At 65.2% G+C, this 20,942-nt stretch carries 23 protein-coding genes and 1 pseudogene; 7 read left to right on the plus strand and 17 right to left on the minus strand.

The window, feature by feature from the left end; all coding sequences use genetic code 11:
* The 5 genes from KGM94_RS11955 to KGM94_RS11975 all read right to left on the minus strand — a co-directional run.
* Positions 1-238 (minus strand): cation transporter (locus KGM94_RS11955; RefSeq protein WP_300258876.1); only part of this gene is annotated, 238 nt, incomplete at its 3' end.
* A 92-nt stretch (positions 239-330) separates the two neighbouring features.
* On the minus strand, positions 331-1,299 hold the full coding sequence (locus KGM94_RS11960; protein WP_300258880.1) for a zinc-binding dehydrogenase: 969 nt from the start codon (positions 1,297-1,299) through the stop codon (positions 331-333).
* Positions 1,300-1,324: 25 nt separating this feature from the next.
* On the minus strand, positions 1,325-2,320 hold the full coding sequence (locus KGM94_RS11965; RefSeq protein ID WP_300258883.1) for a nitronate monooxygenase family protein: 996 nt from the start codon (positions 2,318-2,320) through the stop codon (positions 1,325-1,327).
* 196 nt (positions 2,321-2,516) lie between these two features.
* Positions 2,517-3,104 carry a hypothetical protein gene (locus tag KGM94_RS11970; protein ID WP_300258944.1) on the minus strand — a complete coding sequence of 196 codons (588 nt, stop codon included), beginning with the start codon at positions 3,102-3,104 and terminating at the stop codon, positions 2,517-2,519.
* A 120-nt stretch (positions 3,105-3,224) separates the two neighbouring features.
* Positions 3,225-3,419, minus strand: coding sequence for a hypothetical protein (locus KGM94_RS11975; RefSeq protein WP_300258886.1), 195 nt, complete (start codon positions 3,417-3,419; stop codon positions 3,225-3,227).
* A gap of 207 nt (positions 3,420-3,626) precedes the next feature.
* Here KGM94_RS11975 and KGM94_RS11980 point away from each other — a divergent pair, with 207 nt between their 5' ends.
* On the plus strand, positions 3,627-4,742 hold the full coding sequence (locus tag KGM94_RS11980; RefSeq protein WP_300258889.1) for a Zn-dependent alcohol dehydrogenase: 1,116 nt from the start codon (positions 3,627-3,629) through the stop codon (positions 4,740-4,742).
* 30 nt (positions 4,743-4,772) lie between these two features.
* Here the strand turns inward: KGM94_RS11980 and KGM94_RS11985 are convergent, their stop codons facing one another.
* From KGM94_RS11985 to KGM94_RS12015, 7 genes are all read right to left on the minus strand, one after another.
* Complete coding sequence (locus tag KGM94_RS11985; RefSeq protein ID WP_300258893.1) at positions 4,773-5,198, minus strand: CBS domain-containing protein; 426 nt, start codon at positions 5,196-5,198, stop codon at positions 4,773-4,775.
* A gap of 211 nt (positions 5,199-5,409) precedes the next feature.
* On the minus strand, positions 5,410-6,708 hold the full coding sequence (oxlT, locus tag KGM94_RS11990; RefSeq protein ID WP_300258897.1) for an oxalate/formate MFS antiporter: 1,299 nt from the start codon (positions 6,706-6,708) through the stop codon (positions 5,410-5,412).
* Between the two features lie 255 nt (positions 6,709-6,963).
* A complete protein-coding gene (oxlT, locus tag KGM94_RS11995; protein ID WP_300258900.1) occupies positions 6,964-8,253 on the minus strand; it encodes an oxalate/formate MFS antiporter in 1,290 nt (429 codons plus the stop codon).
* A gap of 232 nt (positions 8,254-8,485) precedes the next feature.
* Complete coding sequence (locus KGM94_RS12000) at positions 8,486-8,623, minus strand: hypothetical protein (protein WP_300258904.1); 138 nt, start codon at positions 8,621-8,623, stop codon at positions 8,486-8,488.
* A 221-nt stretch (positions 8,624-8,844) separates the two neighbouring features.
* Complete coding sequence (gene frc / locus KGM94_RS12005) at positions 8,845-10,122, minus strand: formyl-CoA transferase (protein WP_300258907.1); 1,278 nt, start codon at positions 10,120-10,122, stop codon at positions 8,845-8,847.
* A 150-nt stretch (positions 10,123-10,272) separates the two neighbouring features.
* Entirely contained in the window at positions 10,273-12,006 is a 1,734-nt protein-coding gene (oxc, locus tag KGM94_RS12010) for an oxalyl-CoA decarboxylase (RefSeq protein WP_300258911.1), read from the minus strand.
* A gap of 62 nt (positions 12,007-12,068) precedes the next feature.
* Positions 12,069-12,800, minus strand: a complete 732-nt coding sequence (locus KGM94_RS12015; RefSeq protein WP_300258914.1) for a GntR family transcriptional regulator — start codon at positions 12,798-12,800, stop codon at positions 12,069-12,071.
* Positions 12,801-13,112: 312 nt separating this feature from the next.
* On the opposite strand from KGM94_RS12015, the gene KGM94_RS12020 reads away from it, so the two are divergent.
* The gene (locus KGM94_RS12020; RefSeq protein WP_300258917.1) at positions 13,113-15,242 is read left to right on the plus strand and encodes an acetate--CoA ligase family protein; all 2,130 of its coding nucleotides are present in this window, start codon (positions 13,113-13,115) and stop codon (positions 15,240-15,242) included.
* A 193-nt stretch (positions 15,243-15,435) separates the two neighbouring features.
* A complete protein-coding gene (locus KGM94_RS12025; RefSeq protein ID WP_300258922.1) occupies positions 15,436-15,822 on the plus strand; it encodes a DUF1236 domain-containing protein in 387 nt (128 codons plus the stop codon).
* A gap of 32 nt (positions 15,823-15,854) precedes the next feature.
* On the opposite strand, the gene KGM94_RS12030 is transcribed toward KGM94_RS12025, so the two are convergent.
* The 3 genes from KGM94_RS12030 to KGM94_RS12040 form a co-directional block, all read right to left on the minus strand.
* On the minus strand, positions 15,855-16,235 hold the full coding sequence (locus tag KGM94_RS12030) for a VanZ family protein (RefSeq protein WP_300258925.1): 381 nt from the start codon (positions 16,233-16,235) through the stop codon (positions 15,855-15,857).
* Between the two features lie 93 nt (positions 16,236-16,328).
* Positions 16,329-16,928: a thiamine pyrophosphate-dependent enzyme gene (locus KGM94_RS12035; RefSeq protein WP_300258928.1), complete on the minus strand. Its 600-nt coding sequence runs from the start codon at positions 16,926-16,928 to the stop codon at positions 16,329-16,331.
* An 8-nt stretch (positions 16,929-16,936) separates the two neighbouring features.
* Positions 16,937-17,509, minus strand: a complete 573-nt coding sequence (locus tag KGM94_RS12040) for a thiamine pyrophosphate-binding protein (RefSeq protein ID WP_300258946.1) — start codon at positions 17,507-17,509, stop codon at positions 16,937-16,939.
* Positions 17,510-17,791: 282 nt separating this feature from the next.
* On the opposite strand from KGM94_RS12040, the gene KGM94_RS12045 reads away from it, so the two are divergent.
* Positions 17,792-18,841 (plus strand): hydroxyacid dehydrogenase, encoded by a 1,050-nt coding sequence (locus KGM94_RS12045; protein ID WP_300258931.1) that lies wholly within the window; start codon positions 17,792-17,794, stop codon positions 18,839-18,841.
* A 296-nt stretch (positions 18,842-19,137) separates the two neighbouring features.
* Here the strand turns inward: KGM94_RS12045 and KGM94_RS12050 are convergent, their stop codons facing one another.
* Positions 19,138-19,419 carry an XRE family transcriptional regulator gene (locus tag KGM94_RS12050; protein ID WP_300258934.1) on the minus strand — a complete coding sequence of 94 codons (282 nt, stop codon included), beginning with the start codon at positions 19,417-19,419 and terminating at the stop codon, positions 19,138-19,140.
* Positions 19,416-19,754, minus strand: a complete 339-nt coding sequence (locus tag KGM94_RS12055; RefSeq protein WP_300258935.1) for a type II toxin-antitoxin system RelE/ParE family toxin — start codon at positions 19,752-19,754, stop codon at positions 19,416-19,418. Before KGM94_RS12055 ends, KGM94_RS12050 begins: the two co-directional genes overlap by 4 nt.
* Before the next feature lie 126 nt (positions 19,755-19,880).
* On the opposite strand from KGM94_RS12055, the gene KGM94_RS12060 reads away from it, so the two are divergent.
* The 3 genes and pseudogenes from KGM94_RS12060 to KGM94_RS12070 all read left to right on the plus strand — a co-directional run.
* Positions 19,881-20,093 carry a hypothetical protein gene (locus KGM94_RS12060; protein WP_300258938.1) on the plus strand — a complete coding sequence of 71 codons (213 nt, stop codon included), beginning with the start codon at positions 19,881-19,883 and terminating at the stop codon, positions 20,091-20,093.
* Positions 20,090-20,248 (plus strand): annotated as a pseudogene (locus KGM94_RS12065) (alanine dehydrogenase); the annotation flags it as partial. The gene KGM94_RS12060 and the pseudogene KGM94_RS12065, both read left to right, overlap by 4 nt.
* A 128-nt stretch (positions 20,249-20,376) precedes the next feature.
* A partial coding sequence (locus KGM94_RS12070) for a GreA/GreB family elongation factor (protein WP_300258940.1) occupies positions 20,377-20,942 on the plus strand: 566 nt, incomplete at its 3' end.

Here is a 20,942-nt window from a genome sequence, read left to right on the forward strand (position 1 = left end):
TTTCGAGCTTGCCGTGGCCGTAATGATGCTCCTCGTCGGCGGGGCGGTCGGAGACCCGCACCACCATCAAGGTGATGATGGTCGCGATCACGTCGACGGAGGAGTGCAGCGCCTCCGAGATCAGCGCCAGCGAGCCGATGAGGATGCCGATCGCGAACTTGGCCGCGGCCATGCCGGCACTGGCAAACACCGAGATCGCGGCGACGCGGGTCTTTTCGCTGGATGGGGGGGCGGTCATGGGCGGGGGTTTAGCAGTCCACCCCCCGACATGAAAGCCGCGCAGGCCCGTACGGTCCCCAGCGAAATGCAATTCTTGCGAATTGTTCCGATTTAAAGCGTCACCACGATCTTGCCGAGATGCTTGTTGGCCTCCATGTGCTCGAAGGCCGCATCGATCTGGTCGAAGGAATACACCCGGTCGATCGGAAGCTGCAGCTTTCGCGATTCCACCGCGCCCCAGACGTCCTTCCTGACCTCCTCGAAGATCTCGCGGATCTCCGCGATGGTCCGGGTGCGGAAGGTGACGCCGACATAGTTGATGCGGCGCGCCGCGTGCAGGTCGAAGTTGAAGTCGGCATGCGTGCCGCCGAGCCGGCCGACATTGACGATGCGGCCCTTGACGCGGGTGGCGGCGAGGTTCTGGTTGGCGACCGGGCCGGAGACCTGGTCGACGATCAGGTCGACGCCGTCGCCGCCGGTCGCCTTCAGGACCTGGTCGACCCAGCCGGGATCGGAGGAGTCGATCGCGAGGTCCGCGCCGTAATCCTTCAGCCGGCCGCGGCGATGGGCGTCGGTCGAGGAGCCGATCACGAGCTTTGCGCCTTTCAGCTTGGCGATCTGCATGCCCATCAGGCCGACGCCGGAGCTTGCGCCCTGGATCAGGACGGACTGGCCCGGCTGCAGCGCGCCGACCGTGACGACGGCGTTGTGCATGGTGGCGAGCGCGACGGGGAGGGTGGCCGCCTCCTCGAAATTCATGTTCGAGGGCGCGCGGAACAGCCGGCCGTGATCGGCCAGCGTATACTCGGCGAAGGCGGCAGCACCGGAGCCCATGATGCGGTCGCCGATCTTCACGCCCTTCGCGTCCGGTCCGAGGCCTGCGACCTCGCCCGCCCATTCCATGCCGAGCACGGTACCAAGGCCGCCGGCCGCGCCATGGGCGTGACCCCTGCGCATGCCGGTATCGGCCCGGTTCAGCGCACAGGCGCGCACGCGGACGAGGACCTGCGTGCCCTGAGGCGTCGGTTGAGCGACGTCGGAAATCGCCGCGCCATTAGGGCCATAGACGTAGGCCTTCATGTGTCACCTCCCATGCTTGCAGCTTCTATTCCGCGGCTTCGCGCTGCGGCTGAACGATCATTCCTTCGAGCCGGCTGCGAATGATGCTTTCGGCCTCGCGCACGATGCGGAAGATGAGCTCGGCGCAGCTCGGGATGTCCTGGATCAGGCCCTGCACCTGGCCGGCCGACCAGATGCCTTCGTCGGAATCGCCGGTGGCGTAGACCATCTTGCCGCGGGCGCCGGCGACGAGCTCGCGGATGTCCTCGAACTTGGCGCCCTCCTTCTCCATGGCGACGACCTTGGTCGAGATCGCGTTCCTCGCAACCCGGGAGGTGTTGCGCATGGTGCGGAAGATCAGCTCGGTCTCGCGCTCGTCATTGGCGACGATCTTCTCCTTGATGAGCTGGTGGATCGGGCTCTCCTTGGTCGCCATGAAGCGGGTGCCCATGTTGATGCCCTCGGCGCCGAGCGCCAGCGCCGCCACGAGGCCCCGCCCGTCGGCAAAGCCGCCGGAGGCGATCATCGGGATCTTGACCTTGTTGGCTGCCGCCGGGATCAGGATCAGGCCGGGGGTGTCGTCCTCGCCGGGGTGGCCGGCGCATTCGAAGCCGTCGATCGAGATCGCGTCGACCCCCATGCGTTCGGCCGAGAGCGCGTGGCGGACGCTGGTGCATTTGTGCACGACCTTGACGCCGTGCTTCTTGAACTCGTCGACGTGCTCCTGCGGCTTGTTGCCGGCGGTCTCGACCACCTTGATGCCGCTCTCGATGATGGCGGCGCGGTATTCCGCGTAGGGCGGCGGCTTGATCGCGGGCAAAATGGTGAGGTTGACGCCGAACGGCTTGTCGGTGAGGTCGCGGCAGCGCGCGATCTCCTTGCGCAAATCCTCCGGCGTCGGCTGGGTCAGCGCGGTGATGAAGCCGAGCGCGCCGGCATTGGCGACGGCCGCGACCAGTTCGGCGCGCCCGACCCATTGCATGCCACCCTGAACGATCGGATGCGCGACGCCGACCAGCTCGGTGAAGCGTGTCTTCAGCATGATGATTCCCTGCGTTTCCCCGGCCCGCGATCCATTCGCGCGGCACTGCGTTTTCGAACGCCAAGATGCCGTTGGGGCTGGCAAAAGTCTATCCGTGCCGGGCGCGATGCGGGCAGGGCGATCCTGCGAGGGGCCGGCGGTGTTTCCGTGCGGCGGACAATTGTCGCCGCCGGCACGAGCCCAACCAGTCCTGAGGCTATTGCTCCGGGGACAGTTGGACCATCCGGCGTGCGCCATTCATTTGCTTGAGGCTGTTGACGAAGTTTTCGGGACGCTGCCAGCGCGGCGGAACCTTCAGTCCCATGAAGCCTGCGATGTTGCCGATGAATCCCGTGCAGTTGGTCGTCTCCGCGTTCCAGACCGGTGAACTCGCCTGCAACTGCTTGATGTAGGCGAAGACCCTCCTGGCGTCGGGTTCGTTCAGGTAGACCCGGTAGCTGGCCGTCAGATATTCCGGATCAAGATCGCCATAGCTCGCCCCGGTCTCGGACGGGACCCACGTCAGATGGCCGAGCACGTAGGCCAGCGTATCGCCCGCAGGCGTCAAGCCCGCGACTTCGACGGCTCGTTCGCTGGTCTTTCCATACCAGACGAACGCATGTCCCCAGCTCGCCGCCGTCCTGGCTCTGAAATCGACGTAGTATGGGCCCTTCGCCGAACTCGACGCCGGCCTTCGCGTCGACGGTGGCGCCGGTCTCGACGAAACGGACGCGTCGGTGGAGACGAGCGCATGCGCGTCCGCGAGGCGCTTGTGCGCCTCGCCTGCCGAAGCTGGTTGGATCATGCAGAAGAGCAGGACGGCGAGCGCAGATCCCGCGCGCAGTCCCCATGCTCCGAGTCCGTTGGTCACGCCTGGTCCTCTATTGCCGACGACAAGGGCGGCTAGCCGACTGAGCGCCGCGGACTAGTAGCGCGACGCGATGGGCGCCTTGCCGATCGGGGCCTTGCCGATCGGGCTCTTCCCGATGGGGGTCTTGCCAATCGGCATCTTGCCGACCGAGGCCTGCTGATAGACGGGCTGTCGGCGCGGAAGATCGGCGGCACCGGCGGCAGTCATCCAGGCGAGCGTTGCACCCGCGGCGATCACGAACTTCTTCAAGGCAGTTCCCCTTTGAGGCTAGACCAAACACGGCAATCGTCCGCCGCGCGCTCCCCAGGCTCCTCATCCACATGGGCGTCGGAATGCGACGACAGTGCGGCGGTCATGGGACATGTTGGAGGAACGGGTCACGATCGCGCCAAGCGCCGATCGGGTGTCACCTCGGCTGCATTGATTGTTCCCGCCGGCTCGTTGCATGATGACGACATGCAGACCCTTTCCGCAGTCTTCCGTGACGTCGGCTCGCCACTATCCGTCGAGCGGATCACGCTCGATCCGCCGAAGGACACCGAATTGCTGGTCCGCCTGGTCGCGGCCGGCCTGTGCCGGACGGACTACCACGTCATGCGCGGGGAGCGGCGCGTGGCGATGCGGCCGATGGTGCTCGGCCATGAGGGCGCCGGCGTCGTCGAAGAGGTCGGCGCGGGGGTCGCCGGCATCAGGCGCGGCGACCACGTCGTGCTCACCTTCATTCCCGGCTGCGGGCGCTGCCGCTGGTGCACGAAGGGCCTGCATCACCTCTGCGCCGAGGGGCCGCGCATCACGCAGGGGCCGCAGCTCGACGGCACCTACCGGCGGCATGACGGCGAGGGGCAGCCGGTCGGCGCGTTCTGCATGATCGGCGCGTTCGCCGAACATGCGGTAGTCGACCAGGCCTCCGCCATCGCGATCGACAAGGACATTCCGCTCGATCTCGCAGCCCTCGTCGCCTGCGGGGTGCCGGCGGGCGTGGGCGCCGCGCGCCACCGCGCCCGCGTCAAGCCGGGCGACAGCGTGCTGGTCGTGGGCTGCGGCGGCGACGGCATGAACGTGGTGCAGGGTGCGCGGCTCTGCGGCGCGGCGAAGATCATCGCGGCCGACATCGTGCAGGCCAAGCTCGACTGGGCGCGCGATTTCGGCGCCACCCACGGCACGCTGGCGCGCGGCGAGGCGCTCACGCGCGCCGTGCTGGAGATGACCGACGGCGTCGGCGTCGACCACGCCTTCGTCTGCATCGATCCGCCGGAGACGCTGCTGCCGGCGTTCCGCGCCACCGCCAAGGCCGGCAACGTCGTGGTCACCGCGCTCACCCCCGACAGCGTGACCGAGATCAGGATCCCACCGCTCGAGTTGTTCGTGACCCAGAAGGCGATCATGGGCGCGGTGTACGGCTTCATGAGTCCGCGGCTGCAAATCCCGGAGCTGCTGTCGCTCTACCGCGACGGCGCGCTCAAGCTCGGCGAGCTAATCACGCGCCGCTACGGTCTCGCCGACGTCAATCGCGGCTACGCCGATCTCGATGCAGGCAGGAATCTGCGTGGGGTCATCGTGTTCGGGGATTAGACGCTGGCCGCCGCAGAGCTGGATGAAGCCTCAGGCCGCCTGCGGCGTCCTCGCGCCGGCCTCGTCGAAGGCAGCGGCGACGTCGCGCATGCTGATGACGCCCAACAGGCTGTAGTCGTCGATGACGGGCAGATGGCGGATGTGATGGCGGTTCATCAGATGCCGCACGTGCTCCAGCGTGTCGGCGGAGGTGCAGGACACGAGGTGCTGCACCGAGATGAGCTGCGAGACCTTCAGGTTGACGCCGGCGGCGCCGTGCTCGGCGATGGCGCGGACCACGTCGCGCTCGGTGAACATGCCGGCCGCGGTGTTGCCTTCGGTCCGCACCACGTCCTTCACGACGAGCGCGCTGATATTGCTGGTGCGCATCAGCTTGGCGGCGATACCCACCGTTTCGTTCATTCGCACCGTGACGACACGCGACGTCTTCTTGCGCAGGATGTCTCCGACCAGCATTGCTACCTCCTATGGTGAGGGTGAGCGTCTTCCCTTAAGTTAGAAAAAGATTGGTATACATTATGCCAATTGTCAAACGCTCTGTCGGAGTTTCACGCGAAATTATGCGTCAGCCTACCTGACGCTTCTGAAAGAAACTTCATGGCGGCGAGACAAAAAAAGGGCGCACCGCGGTGCGCCCCTTTCTTTCGCTTTCAACTCACGCGCGGCCTCACTCCGCCGGTTGGCCGACGACGCGTTCCTGCTCCTGCGCCGCGCTGATCGACAGTCGCATCGGCCGCACCACGAACAGGGCAAGGCCGACCACCACGAAGTTCATGATCGCGGCGACCGCGAACACCGAATGCCATCCGCCCGTGTAGGACTTCAGCACGTTGGCGAGCGGCACGACGAAGGCCGAGAGGCCTTTTGCGGTGTAGAGCAGGCTGGTGTTCGTCGTCGCGTATTTCGGACCGAACATGTCGGTGCAGGTCGACGGGAACAGGCTGAAGATCTCGCCCCAGGTGAAGAAGATCAGCGCCGCGCAGATGACGAAGGTCCAGGGCGTCGTGCCGGCGGTGCCGAGCAGCCAGTAGGCGAGGCCGCCCGCCGTGAACGCGATCGCCATGGTGTATTCGCGCCCGATCTGGTCGGACACCCAGCCGAAGAACGGCCGCGCGCTGCCATTGGCGAGGTTGTCGATCACGCCCGACACGATCAGCGTGGTGGCGCCGAACAGCACGACGGTCTGCGCCACGCCGTAGTCTTTGGCGATCAGCGCGATCTGCGCCGCCACCATCAGGCCGCTCGCCGACACCAGCACGAACATCAGGTAGAGCAGCCAGAACACCGGCGAAGCCAGCATCTGGCCGGGCGTGCTCGAGTGCTTGGATTGCAGCACCTTGACCTGCGATGCGCTCGGCACCTCGCCGGGCTCCGGCGAGCGCAGCAGCCAAGCCAGCACGAAGATGACGGCGCCTTGCCCGAGTGCGAACCAGAAGAAGGTGTCGGCATAGCCGATCGACGCGATCATCTTCTGGATCGGAATCACGGTGACGGCCGCGCCGGCGCCGAAGCCCGCCGCGGTGAAGCCGACGGCGAGACCGCGGCGGTCGGGGAACCATTTCACGGCGTTACCGACGCAGGTCGCATAGATGCCGCCGGCGCCGATGCCGGACACCACCGCGCCGACATAGAGCATCTCGAGCGAGTTGGCCTTGGCGTTGATCAGCCAGCCGATTGCGACGCAGATACCGCCGACAGCGACCATCAGCTTCGGTCCGCGCTGGGGCCCGAGCGAATCCACGATCCAGCCCTCGACCGGCGTGAGCCATGTCTCGAGCGCGACGAAGATGCTGAAGGCGACCTGGATGCTGCCGACGTCCCACGAATGGGCCTTGGCCATCGGGCCGACGAAGTAGGTCCAGCCATATTGCAGGTTCGCGATCATCGCCATGCAGGCGACACCGATGATCAGTTGAACCCAACGAAAGCCGCCGGTCGGCGACGCCGCATTCGTACTGACAGCCATGAATCCTCCCAACTGCGTGATTGTGACTTAGTGTCGCAATTATTGTGACTTATCGTCGCAAGCGCCGGGCGGAGGTTGGTATATTATATTCCAAGAAGCAAGCCAGATTTTGAGATGCAGCGCAGCAAAGGCGGCCCCACCTTGGTAGGGGCCGCCAACCCGCCGGCGGTCGAACCGGCAACGAAAACGCCCGGCCCCATCGAGGTCGGGCGTCGTTTTTGGCGGCGGGAAGCGCGTGTGGCGCGCGCGCGCGCGTCAGGTCGCCGAAGCGCGTGCGATCACCACCTTGCGCCAGGGCTTCAGCACCGCGATCGCAAGCAGCGAGGCCAGGATGTTGGCGCCGGCGGCGATGATGAACACGTTGTCCCAATGGCCCGAGGTCTGCTGCACATAGTTTGCGAGGGGAACAAGGAGTGCCGCGGTGCCCTTCGCGGTGTAGAGCAGGCCCGCATTGGTGGTCGCGAATTTCGCACCGAAGGTGTCGGTGCAGGTCGAGGGGAACAGCGAATAGATCTCGCCCCAGGCGAAGAAGACGAAGCCCGACAGGATCACGAACCAGACCGGGCTGTGGCCGAACATGTAGAGCAGCCAGATGCCGATGCCCTCCATGCCGAAGGCGAGGAACATGGTGTTCTCGCGGCCGATCATGTCCGAGACCCAACCGAAGAACGGCCGGGTCAGGCCGTTGAGCACACGGTCGATGGTGGCGGCGAACGTCACCGCGGTCAGCGTCATCCCGATCAGCGTCACCGGAACGGCGTCGACCTTCCAGTCCACGCCGATCGGCTTCAGATTGGCCGTCACCATCAAGCCGCCGGCGCCGACGATGACGAACATGAAATACATCAGCCAGAAGATCGGCTCGCGGATCACCTCGGTCGGCTGGTAGTTGCGCCGGCTCTGGATGACGTTGAGGCTCTGCACCGCCGCCGGCACCTGGCCGGCCTTCGGCGCGAGCAGCAGGAAGGCGAGGATCACGATGATGATGCCCTGGCCGAGACCGAAATAGAGGAAGGTGGTCTGGAAGCCGGAGTCGCGGATCATGGCCTGGATCGGAGCAACGGTGAGCGCCGAGCCCGCGCCGAAGCCGGCCGCGGTGATGCCGGCCGCCAGCCCGCGCTTGTCGGGAAACCATTTCAGCGCATTGCCGACGCACGTGCCGTAGACGCCGCCCGCGCCGATGCCGGCGACGATCATGCCGAGATAGTATCCGTTGAGCGTGGTGGCCTTGGCGTTGATCGCCCAGCCGACGGCGCAGAGAATGCCGCCCACGAGCACGACGAGGCGGGGACCGTACTTGTCGACGAACCAGCCCTCGACCGGCACGAGCCAGGTCTCGAACAGCACGAACAGGGTGAAGGCCCACTGGATCGAGGCGCGGTCCCAGCCGAAGGCCTTCTGGATGTCGGGGACGAAGAAGGTCCATCCATATTGATAATTGGCGATCATCACCATTGCGGCTACGCCAACCCCAAGTTGACCCCAGCGATAAGCGTCACTCACGCGCGCGGCTGTGGGCGATGTTGCCTGAACCATGTCCGTCATAAGACCTCCCGACGCGCTTCTGGATGGAGCGAGCGCTGATCGGCCATTGTTGTATTCAATATGCCAACCTTCAAGCGTCAGCCTGCTGGCCGTGCGCATTTGCCGCAGCTTGCCCACACGCCCGTCCCACGTCGACAAACGCGCAAAAAAGAATGGCCCCGACAAAGCGGGGCCATCGAGGTTTCGACAGGCGGCGGGAGGAAGCGCCGCCTTGCCGTGGATTCGATCGGGCTCAGAGGCCGAAGCGCGGCACGTCGCCGTTCTTGATCGTCATCTCCGCGTAGGCGAGCAGAAGACGGTCGATGGTGGCGAGCAGGCGGCTGAACAGCGAGCTGGAGGGCGCGAGCGCGATGGCGGCGGTCTTGGGCATTGTGGGTTCCCTTTCCTGGGAGCAGCCGGATTGCTGTCCCCGTTTCGAAAGAGAATTTATGTATACCAGATGCCAGATACAATTGATTTGTTTGCATGGCAGCAAATATCCTTTTGCATCGCAACATAATATTTCCTTAACGGGGTCGTTTCAGGCATAAAGATGCAAAAAGGCCGCCGAAATCGGCGGCCTTGCCACGTCTGGCGGTAGACGGAACGGGGTTACTCTGCCGCCTGCTTCTGCGGCGGGTCGAGGGCGCCCGACTTGTGGATCTCGGCGACCTGGTGATCGCTGAAGCCGAGCACCTGGCGCAGGATCTCGTCGGTGTGCTCGCCGAGCAGCGGCGAGCGCGTCACCTCACTCGGGGAATCCGACAGCTTGATCGGGTTGCCGACCGAAATGTACTTGCCGCGCGTGGGATGGTCGACCTCGACCACGGTGCCGGTGGCGCGCAGCGACTGGTCTTCCGCGATCTCCTTCATCGACAGGATCGGACCGCAGGGGATGTCGTCCTTGTTGAGGATTTCCATCGCCTCGAACTTCGTCTTCGTCATCGTCCACTGCTCGATGCGCGCAAAAATCTCGTTCAGGCGCGACAGCCGGGCCGGCGGTTTGGCGTAGTTCGGATCGGTCTTCCAGGTCGGCTCGCCGATCACGTCGCAGATCTTCTCCCAGACCGGGGCCTGGGTGATGAAGTAGATGTAGGCGTTGGGATCGGTCTCCCAGCCCTTGCACTTCAGGATGCGGCCGGGCTGGCCGCCGCCGGAATCGTTGCCGGCGCGCGGCACGGCGTCGCCGAACGGAATGCCTTCGCCGTACTGGCTGTATTCCTTGAGCGGGCCGTGGGCGAGGCGCTGCTGGTCGCGCAGCTTGACGCGGGCGAGGTTGAGCACGCCGTCCTGCATCGCGGCGGTGACGCGCTGGCCCTGGCCGGTCTGGGTGCGCTGATAGAGCGCGGTGACGATGCCGAGTGCGAGATGCAGGCCGGTGCCGGAATCGCCGATCTGCGCGCCGGTCACGAGCGGCAGGCCGTCGCGGAAGCCGGTGGTGGAGGCGGCGCCGCCGGTGCACTGCGCGACGTTCTCGTAGACCTTGCAGTCCTCGTACGGCCCGGGGCCGAACCCCTTGATCGAGGCGACGATCATCTTCGGGTTGATGCTGTGGATCTTCTCCCAGGGGAAGCCCATGCGGTCGAGCACGCCGGGGCCGAAATTCTCCACCAGCACGTCGCACGTCTTGATCAGCTCGGTCAGGACTTCCTTGCCCTTGGGGTTCTTGGTGTCGAGCGTGATCGAGCGCTTGTTGTGGTTCAGCATGGTGAAATACAGGCTGTCCACGTTCGGGATGTCCTGCAACTGGCCGCGGGTGATGTCGCCGACCCCCGGACGCTCGACCTTGATCACGTCTGCGCCGAACCATGCCAGCAATTGCGTGCAGGTCGGCCCCGACTGGACGTGGGTGAAATCGAGAATACGAACGCCGCTCAGGGCCTTGGTCATCTGTCGTCTCCTGTTACAATTCGTTGTCGTGATGCCCGCCAGGGACATCCGCTATTCGCTGTTCGATTCCGTCGGGCCTGGAACCCGCCTCGGTTCGGCGGAGGCCTGGGTCCCCGCCTGCGCGGGGAATGACCCGGCGGACGGATCCGTTCACTTCTTCTTCTGCAGAATGCTCTGCGGATTGAGATTACCGATGCGGCCGCTCTCCGAGCCCGCCGCCGGATCGATCACCGCGTTGATCAGCGTCGGCCTGCCGGAATCCATCGCGGCGTTGACGGCGCGCTTCAGCTCGTCAGGCGAGGTGGCGTTCACGCCGACGCCGCCGAAGGCTTCCATCATCTTGTCGTAGCGCGCACCCTTGACGAACGCGGTGATGGCGGGATCGTTGCCCGCCGGGTTGACGTCGATGCCGCGGTAGATGCCGTCATTATTGAAGATGACGACGCAGATCGGCAGGTCGTAGCGGCAGATGGTCTCGATCTCCATGCCGGAGAAGCCGAAGGCCGAGTCGCCCTCGACCGCGAGCACGGGGTGGCCGGTCTCGAGCGCGGCGCCGATCGCCTGGCCCATGCCGATGCCCATCACGCCCCAGGTGCCGACGTCGAGACGCTTGCGCGGCCTGTACATGTCGATGACGCCGCGGGCGAGGTCGAGGGTGTTGGCGCCCTCGTTGACCAGGATCGCATCCGGGCGCTCCTTGATGATGGTCTTCAGCACGCCGAGCGCGCCGTGATAGTCCATCGGCGATTTGTTGTTCATCAGCTTCGGCGCCATCTTGGCGACGTTCTCTTCGCGCTTGGACACCACCGCCTTGGTCCAGTCGGCGGGCGGTGCGGTCCATGACGGGCCCATCGCCTGGATGAAGGCAGAGACGGCCGAGGCGATGTCGCCGACCACGGGGGCGGCGATCTCGACGTTGGAATCCATCTCCTTCGGCTCGATGTCGACCTGGATGAACTTCTTCGGAGCTTCGCCCCAGGTCTTGCCCTTGCCGTGCGACAGGAGCCAGTTGAGCCGCGCGCCGATCAGCATCACGACGTCGGATTCCTTGAGCACCGTCGAGCGCGCGGCGCCCGCGCATTGCGGATGGGTGTCGGGCAGGAGACCCTTGGCCATGCTCATCGGCAGGAACGGCGCGCCGCTCTTCTCGACGAAGCTCCTGATCTCGTCGTCGGCCTGCGCATAGGCCGCGCCCTTGCCGAGAATGATGAGCGGGCGTCTTGCGTTCTTCAGGACATCGAGCGCGCGCTTGACCGAGGCCGGCGAGGGGATCTGCGCCGGCGCCGCGTCGATCACCTTGACCAGCGACTTCGCGCCGGCGTCGGCATTCATCACCTGGCCGAACAGTTTTGCCGGCAGGTCGAGATAGACGCCGCCCGGACGGCCGGACACCGCGGCGCGGATCGCGCGCGCGAGCCCGATGCCGATGTCCTGGGCGTGCAGCACGCGATAGGCCGCCTTGCACAGCGGCTTTGCGATCGCGAGCTGGTCCATCTCCTCATAGTCGCCCTGCTGCAGGTCGACGATCTCGCGCTCGGAGGAGCCGGAGATCAGGATCATCGGGTAGCAGTTGGTGGTGGCGTGGGCGAGCGCGGTGAGGCCGTTGAGGAAGCCGGGCGCGGAGACGGTGAGGCAGACGCCGGGCTTCCTGGTGAGGAAGCCGGCGATGCCGGCGGCGTAGCCGGCGCTTTGCTCGTGGCGGAAGGAGATGAGGCGGATGCCCGCTGCTTGCGCCATGCGGCCAAAATCCGTGATCGGGATGCCCGGCACGTTGTAGATGGTCTTGATGCCGTTCAGCTTGAGCGCGTCGATGACGAGATGGAAACCGTCCGTCAGTTCCTGCTCGGTGCCCGGTGCTTCGGACTTGGTCGCGGTGTTCAGCATGGGCCTTGTCTCCCTGTCTTTGAGTCGCGGGACGAGTTTGCTCGTCCTTCTGGTGAATGGTGCTAGGTAAACAGTTCCTGGCCGTGCGCCTCGACATAGGCGGCGAGGCCCAGCGTGTGGTCGCGCGCGCGCTTCTCGGCAAGCTCGGTGTCGCGCGCCTCCAGCGCCTCGATCATGCCGAGATGCTCGGGCAGCGAGGTCGCGGTGCGGTCCTTGCGGCCGATGGTGAGCTGGCGATAGCCGCGTACGTGCAGCAGGAGATCGTTGGTGAGGTCGACCAGGATCGGCGATTCCGACAGCGAGATCAGCGCCTGATGGAAGGCGATGTTGGCCTTGGAATATTCCTCGACGTGGTCCTCCGGCAGGCGGTCGGAGCCGAAATCCTTGAAGAAGTCGCGCAGCGCCGAGATGTCCTTCTTGCGCGCGGTCGTGGTGATCAGGCGTGCCGCCATGCTTTCCAGCGCCGCCCAGGCGCGGATCATGTCGACGATCTCGCTCTTGGTCCGGCGCACCACCATGATGCCCCGGCGCGGAACCGTCTTCACGAAACCGTCCTGTTCCAGCATCGCGATCGCCTCGCGGATCGGCGTGCGGCTGACGCCGAGACGTTCCGACAGCGCGCGCTCGTCCAGCATCACCGGTTCCGGCGTCGAGTAGATGTCCATCTTGAGGATGGCTTCCTTCAAGGCGTCATACGCCTTGTTCTTGAAGCTGCTCTCCGGGGCAATACGAACGATTGCGATGTCTGCCTCGGCCATGGGGGACGGCGCCTTGGTTGGTTTCCGCAGTGACACGACGATTCTCCTCCTCTGAAGGAGTCGTCTTTTACAGGAATATTGCCAGGATGTTTTTGGCATGCCAGATGCCAGAATGTCAAGCTGCCCTGATTTGCAGCCTCCGACCGATGCACCGCCTTGACAAGGTGGCTTCTGGCATACCAAATGCCATCGCCAGTCGTTTTTCGATCCGAGCCGGCGGAGCAGACTTGGGCAAATCGCCCCTCCGTTCCGCCGCAGGAAACAGGACGCGGCGAAACGGCAAGCGTCACGGGCGGTCCGCTCCGCGCCGTGAAAAGCAAAGAACGACCGAGGTCAGGAGGAAGCCAGATGTCCAATTCCAGAGATGCCGTCCGCAAGGTGCTTGACCAGGTCAAGGCCGACAGGCGCACCAGCCTGACGGCCCCCGAAGGCAAGCTGGTCTGCGACGCCTATGGCATTCCGGTGCCGAAGGAGGGCGTGGCGAAGTCGGCCGGAGAGGCCGGCAAGATGGCGTCCGCCATGGGCTTCCCGGTCGTGATGAAGATCGTCTCGCCCGACATCCTCCACAAGACCGAAGCCGGCGGAGTCATCGTCGGCCTGAAGAGCGCTGCGGACGCCGAGAAGGCCTACGAGGCCATCCTGTCGAACGCGAAGAAGTACAAGGCCGACGCCAAGATCGAGGGCGTCCAGGTGCAGCAGATGCTGGCCGGCGGCACCGAGGTGATCGTCGGCTCCATCACCGACGGCTCGTTCGGCAAGCTGGTCGCCTTCGGTCTCGGCGGCGTGCTCGTCGAGGTCCTGAAGGACATCACCTTCCGCCTTGCGCCCGCGACCAGGGACGACGCGCTGTCGATGCTCGACGGCATCCAGGCGCATGAGCTCCTGAAAGGCGTGCGTGGCGGGGAGCCGGTGAACCGCGCGGCGCTCGCCGACGTCATCGTCAAGGTCTCGCAGCTCGTCAGCGATTTCCCAGAGATCGTCGAGCTCGACCTCAACCCGGTATTCGCCACCGCGAAGGACGCGACCGCCGCCGACGTGCGCATCGTCGTCGACTTCGACCACACGCCGCGGCCGAAGCCGCGTCCGACCGAAGAGATCGTCAAGGCCATGAACCGCATCATGCAGCCGAAGGCGGTCGCCGTGATCGGCGCCTCCGCCGAGGACGGCAAGATCGGCAACTCCGTGATGAAGAACCTCATCAACGGCGGCTACAAGGGCGAGATCCTGCCGATCCATCCCAAGGCCGACGAAATCCTCGGCTACAGGGCCTACAAGAGCGTCAAGGACGTGCCGGGCGTGATCGACGTCGCGGTGTTCGCGATTCCCGCGAAATTCGTCGCGGGCGCGCTCGCCGAGTGCGGCGAGAAGAAGATCCCCGGCGCGGTGCTGATCCCCTCGGGTTTCGCGGAGGCCGGCGCGCCGGAGCTGCAGGCCGAGATCGTCGAGGTCGGCAAGAAATACGACGTTCGCCTGATGGGGCCGAACATCTACGGCTTCTACTATACCTGGGCGAATCTCTGCGCCACCTTCTGCACCGCCTACGACGTCAAGGGCCACGCCGCGCTGTCGTCGCAGTCGGGCGGCATCGGCATGGCGATCATCGGCTTCTCGCGCTCGGCCAAGATGGGCGTCTCCGCCATCGTCGGGCTCGGCAACAAGTCGGATATCGACGAGGACGATCTGCTCGCCTTCTTCGAGCAGGATCCCAACACCAACCTGATCGCGCAGCACTGCGAGGATCTCAAGGACGGCCGCGCCTTTGCGGAAGCCGCCAAGCGCGTCGCCAAGAAGAAGCCCGTGGTGGTGCTGAAGGCGGGCCGTACCTCCGCAGGTGCCAAGGCGGCCTCGTCGCACACCGGCGCGCTCGCCGGCAACGACAAGATCTACGAGGACGTGTTCAAGCAGTCGGGCGTGATCCGCGCCCGGTCCCTGCGTCAGCTCCTGGAATTCGCCCGCGGCATGCCGGTGCTGCCGACGCCGAAGGGCGAGAACGTCCTGATCATCACGGGGGCCGGCGGTTCCGGCGTGCTGCTGTCGGACTCCTGCGTCGACAACGGCCTGTCGCTGATGTCGATGCCGCCGGACCTCGATGCGGCGTTCCGAAAATTCATCCCGCCGTTCGGAGCTGCCGGCAACCCCGTCGACATCACCGGCGGCGAGCCGCCGATCACCTACATCAACACCGTGAAGCTCGGCCTGTCGGATGAGCGCATCCATTCGCTGATCCTCGGCTACTGGCACACCATCGTCACCCCGCCGATGGTGTTCGCCCGAAACATGGTCGAGGTGAAGAAGGAGATGGAGGCCAAGGGCTTCGTGAAGCCGATGGTCGCCTCGCTCGCCGGCGACGTCGAGGTCGAGGAGGCCGCCGAATATCTCTACCAGAACGGCATCCCGGCCTACGCCTATTCGACCGAGATGCCGGTCGAGGTGCTGGGCGCGAAGTACAGATGGGCGCGCGGAGCGGGGCTGCTCTGAGCACCGGCCGCCGCCGAGCACGCGAACGAAGGATGCCGCTTCGGAGATGTCCGAAGCGGCATTTTCATTTGTTCATTTGCTGCGGGTCGGCCCCGTCGAATCCGGAGCCCCACGTGGCACCACGCGGTGGAACCGGAACCACAACGCGACAGGATGGTTGAAGGCGGGTGTCAAACGATTGGAGGTTCGAAACATGAAAACCCGTCTTGCGATCTCGCTGGCCGCTGTCTCGTTGCTGGCGTCGAGCGCCGCATTGGCCCAGTCGACGACCGCGGAAGGTGCTGCGAACGGCGCGCGCGCGGGCGGCGATATCGGCGGTCCGATCGGTGCGATGGTCGGCGGCACGGTGGGCGCGGCCATCGGTGCCGCGGTGGAGATTCCGAACGCCGTGATCACTTCGATCCCGCGCGACGAGCCGTCCGTGGTGGTGCGCGAGCGCGTCGTGGTCGGCGAGCCGCTGCCGCCCGACGTCGTGCTGCGGCCGGTGCCGCACCACACGCAGTATCGCTACGCCGTCGTGAACGACCGCCGCGTCATCGTCGAGCCGCGGACCCGCAAGGTCATCAGGGTCATCGACTGATCGTCATCGATGCGGATGCGGCCCCGCGGCAGCTACTCCGCGGGGCCGTTGCGCGTGATGGTGCCGAAGCCGGCGCGCACGCGTGTAAAGCCCCATTCGAGCGCGGCGGACAATGCGAAGCCGGCGCCGGCGGCGAGCGCATCGACGACGAAGTCTTCCAGCCTCGCGTGCCGCCCCGGCGCCACGAGCTGCAGCAGTTCGAGAACGCCGATCAGGACGACCGCGATCGCCGACGATATTCGGCGTCGCTGCGAATAGGCGAGGCCGAAAGCAAGTCCCACCAGGACGAAGGCCAGCGCGTGTTCGCCATCCTGGCCGAGGTCGGAATGGGGCCGCGTGTCGGGCGGTCCAAGCGTTGCAAATGCAACGGCGGCGGCAAGCAGCCAGGCGAAAAGCCGGAGAAGAACGGTCATGCGGCTCGCATAGCACGATTTCGCAGCGCGGCAAAAATCACGGGAATATCAGCTCGCCGTGTAGTTAATGTCGCCCCTCACACAGCGGCTGCCTCAAAGCGGCTGTCGCACGCCGAGCCCGTGCATGAAGCGCTCGCGAATCTGGACGGGATCGCGGCGGGTGGTTCCGACGCCCGGCTGGTCGTCGGTGCGCACCGCGATCAGCGTCGGCTCGGTGGCGTCGAGCGACTGCGCCACCAGCCGCTCGAAATCCTCCTCGTCCGCGGCCCAGACGCTGTTGGCAAGTCCCGCGCCGGTTGCGATCGCAACGAGGTCGGCGACGCCTGCGGCCGGCGTCGGCTGTGCGCCGGTGATCTGGTAGATGCCGTTGTCGAACACGATCATGACGAGGTTCTTCGGCTTCAAGGCGGCAATCGTCGTGAGCGCGCCGAGCTGCATCAGGAGCGATCCGTCGCCCTCGAGCGCAAAGACGCGGCGGTCGGGCTGCGCCAGCGCCACCCCGAGCCCGATCGGCAAGGCGAGGCCCATGCTGCCCAGCATGTAGAAATTCTGCGGGCGGTGGCCGGCGGCCCACAGGTCGAAATTGGTGTTGCCGATGCCGCCGATCACGGCCTCGTCGTCGAGCTTCGCGATCAGGCGCGAGGTGAGGTCGAAGCGGTTCATCACCTTGGTGTTGCGTACCCTGCTGTCCATGCTCGCGCTCACTTGTCGAAGACCTTGCCGCCGGTGAGCAGCGGATTGAGGATCAGCGCCACCGGCGCCTGCGTGGTGACGGCCTGCTTGATCGAGCGGTCGGCGATGAATTCGAGTTCGTCGAGCCGCGTGATGGTGTGGTGCTCGAGCGCCAGCGAATCCAGCACCGGGCGCATGGTGCGGCAGACCAGGGCCTGGCCGTAGTTGAATTCGCCGAGCGTGCCGCGTTCGGACACGAACATGATCAGCGGGATCTGGTAGGGCACGGCGAGCGAGGCCAGCACGTTGGCGAGCGTGGCGAAGCCCGAGGTCTGCATCAGCAGCGCGCCGCGCCGGCCGGCCATCCAGGCGCCGGCGAGGACGCCGACGGCTTCTTCCTCGCGCGCGGTCGCAAAGGTCGTGAAGAAGGGATCGGCGTGCAGGCTCCTGATCAGCGGCGTCAGCACGCGGTCGGGCACGTAAGGAATGAGGTTGATGTCGTTCCGCTTCAGCGTCTGCAGCACGATGGCGTGCCAGCTCCGTTCCGTGGGCGCCTTGTCGTGAGACGTCTGGGGCGGGGTGGGCTGCTCCACGATCGCCATCTCGTCCTCCTTCGTCGTATTCCTCGGCCGCGCCATTCCTTGTTCGTCGTGGCTTGCCTTGTTCGTCGTGGCTTGCAAATCGCGGCTGCCTTGGGCGCCGAACTTGACGCGGCGGGCGGGATTGTCAACATGTCCGCGCGGCACCGTGGTCTGCGCTGTGGGGTCTGCCACGGCCGCGATTGCCGTGCGATTGAGCAACGACAACGAGAACATCGGGGGACGGCATGGGAGGGGCGCAGGCCCGCGTCTCGGCACCTCCCTGGAGAGCCGGAAGCTGGGTCCATGTCCGTCAACAACAAGCGCGTCTTCTACGTCAAATATCTCGCGCATCCGATCTATGTCGACATCCTGAAGGCGCGGAGCGACGTCCGGCTCGACCGCATCGAGAACGAGAGCCCCGAGGCGTTTTTCGCCCCGATCCTCGAAGCCGCCCATGTCTACCAGGTCGGCGCGGCGCGCGATGAACTCGCGCCGCATTTCCACGTCCATGCCGGGCTTCTGAAGCGCACGCCGAATCTATTGATCGTCTCCAGCAATGGCGCGGGCTTTGATCCCGTCGACGTCGAGGCCTGCACGGAGGCCGGCGTGCTCGTCGTCAACCAGTCCGGCGGCAACGCGCATTCGGTCGCCGAACATGCGCTTGCGATGATGCTGACGCTGTCGAAGCGGATCATCCAGTCCGACCGCCGGCTGCGGCGCGAACGCGACGTCAATCGCAACGATCTCGTCGGCAACGAGGTGCAGGGCAAGACGGTGGGCATCGTCGGGCTCGGCAATGTCGGCCGCCGCATCGCAGCGCTCTGCAACGGGCTCCTCGGCATGAAGGTGCTGGCCTACGATCCCTATCTCACGGCGGCCGAGATGGCCGCGCGGGGAGGGGAGAAGGTCGAGCTCGAGGACCTCCTGAAGCGCGCCGACTTCGTCTCGGTCTCCTGTCCGCTCAACAAGGGCAGCCGCGGCATGATCGGAGCGCGCGAGTTCTCGCTGATGCAGCCGCATGCCTACTTCGTCACCACCGCGCGCGGCTTCATCCACGACGAGGACGCGCTGCTCGGGGCGCTGCGCGACAAGCTCATCGCGGGAGCCGGCCTCGACGTCTGGTCCAAGGAGCCGCCGCCGCCCGAGCACCCGCTGCTGCAGTTCGACAACGTGCTGGCGAGCCCGCATACCGCCGGCGTCACCCGCGAGGCCCGCGAGAACATGGGCCGGATCGCCGCCGAGCAGGTGCTCGATGCGCTCGACGGCAGGAAGCCGCCGCGCATCGTCAATCCCGAGGTCTGGCCGCGCTATGCCGAGCGGTTCCGCCAAGCCTTTGGCGTCACGCCGGGATAGTGCCGTCGAGCCGGCTTTGGTGCCGCCGGACGGGGAGAAAATTTCCGCCGTCGCGCGCCGATTTCCGGCAACAAAGCTGCTGCAGTTTCGGCCTCTCGCGAAGCGCTCATTGCTATTTTCGCGGTGGTCTCGACAGCATGGACCGCGGCCATCATGTTCCCGTTAGCGCTTGGGCGCAAAAGGGAATTTGCCATGGAACGCGTGCGGTCATTGCTGCAGAGGGCGCCTTCTCGGATCCGCCGTCGCCTGGCGCAGATCGTCGCCATCGCGGCCGCGAGCCTGCCGGAAGCCGGCGCTTAAGCCGCTTCGACGACGCGCATTTCGATCTTGAGGCCGGCTGCGACGGCCATGTTGACGAGCGTATCGAGTCCGAACAGCTCGATCTTTCCACGCATGAGATCCGAGACCCTGGGTTGCGTAACGCCGAACAGCTTTGCGGCGTCGGACTGGTTCAGCTTCATTCCGACAATGTGATCCCGAAGCGCGAGCATCAATTCCGAACGCAGCTTCATATTGGCCGCTTCCGCAGGCGTATCTTCAATCGCGTCCCAGACGCTCGCGAAGCGCTTTTTCGTCATCGGTTCAGTTCCTTCAGCAAGTCTCGATAGCGTTGTCGAGCAAGGTCAAGGTCTGCCTTGCCAGTCTTCTGTGTCTTCTTCTGAAAGCAATGCAGCACATAGACGGCGCGTTCGAACTTCGCCACGTACAGAACCCGGAATGCGCCGGATTCATCGCGGATCCGAATCTCGATTACGCCTGGACCGACGCTACTCATAGGCTTCCAGTCGTCGGGCTGCCGACCACGCTGGACCTGGTCAAGCTGGAACCCTGCCTGACGGCGCGCCGTGCCGGGAAACCGGCGGAGATCATCGAGAGCAACGCCTCGGAACTCGATCGGCTTTAGGCTCGGCATAGCGAGATTATACAAAATTTTGTATGGTCTTCAATAGCCAATCCACCACTTGATTCCCCTCAAAATCTCCTTCCATCGTCATGGCTAAATGGGACTAGATTGGCTGCCGGGGCAGCAGGAGGTTCCATGTCACGCTATGTCGTGCGGTTCATGAAGGACGTGCTCGGCGAGAACGGTCGGCAATGCGAGATTTGCCAGAGCACTCTGGAGGTCGACGCCCAGGACGAGACCGATGCAACGGAGCGGGCCAAGCAGAAGTTCTGCCAGGACCAGGCACTGCATCATTGGTCGCTGCATGCCGATCGCATTCACGTGAAGGCGGCCGACTTTCCGTCGTGACCTCGAGCCTGGCGCTCAACAACGCGACGCTACCGTTCGGACTGATGCTGGCCAGGAGCGGCTTCGGCGCCGTGCTGGAGAATCCGAATCCGCGCAACGGTCTCAACGTCCATCGCGGGCGCGTCACCAACAAGGCCGTGGCCGACAGCCTCGGCCCGTCATTCCGTGCGTCGAACGAGGTCTAGCGGCGGGCATTCGCCAGTCTCTCGGGCGCACCGCGATGCGCGCTTTCGTCGCAATGCTGTGCGCGCGGCGCGCGACTATATTCGATGTGCCATGACCTATGTCATCGACATCGATCCACGCATTGCGCGCTTCCATCTGCACGCCGGCCGCCTTCACGCAGGCATTTAGCCGGACGGCCGATCGTTGCCGTCCGGGTTTTTCCTTCATCGACACATTCCAGTTTGCGGCTCGCCAGTTTGCGGCTCGTCGGGAGCCGATTGGCCTGAGCGAAAAGGAGCGCGACGTGCTGCCTCTTCCGAAGATTTCATTGATAGCGTCCGACCATCCCCGTCTGGAGCATCTGGCCCGTGCCGGTGCGCAGTTCGGAGACATGGACGCGGTGTTTCTGATGAGTGAGATCGACCGCGCCGAGATCGTTCCGGACGCGGCGTGCGAGGTCGAACCGTTTGTGACGGTCGGATCATGGGTGACTTATTCGATGAACTGGGACGTGTCGCGGAAGACGGTGCAACTGGTCTGGCCCGAGGAGCGCACCGGCGATCCCGCCCAAATCTCGATCCTGTCGGCACTCGGCGCTGCGCTGATCGGTCTCCATGAAGGGGACCAGATGCCATATTTCGTCGCCGGCTGCCTGAACGTCGTTCGCATCCAGAGCGTCAGGCG

The organism is Bradyrhizobium sp. (assembly GCF_028868675.1).
GTDB lineage: Bacteria > Pseudomonadota > Alphaproteobacteria > Rhizobiales > Xanthobacteraceae > Bradyrhizobium.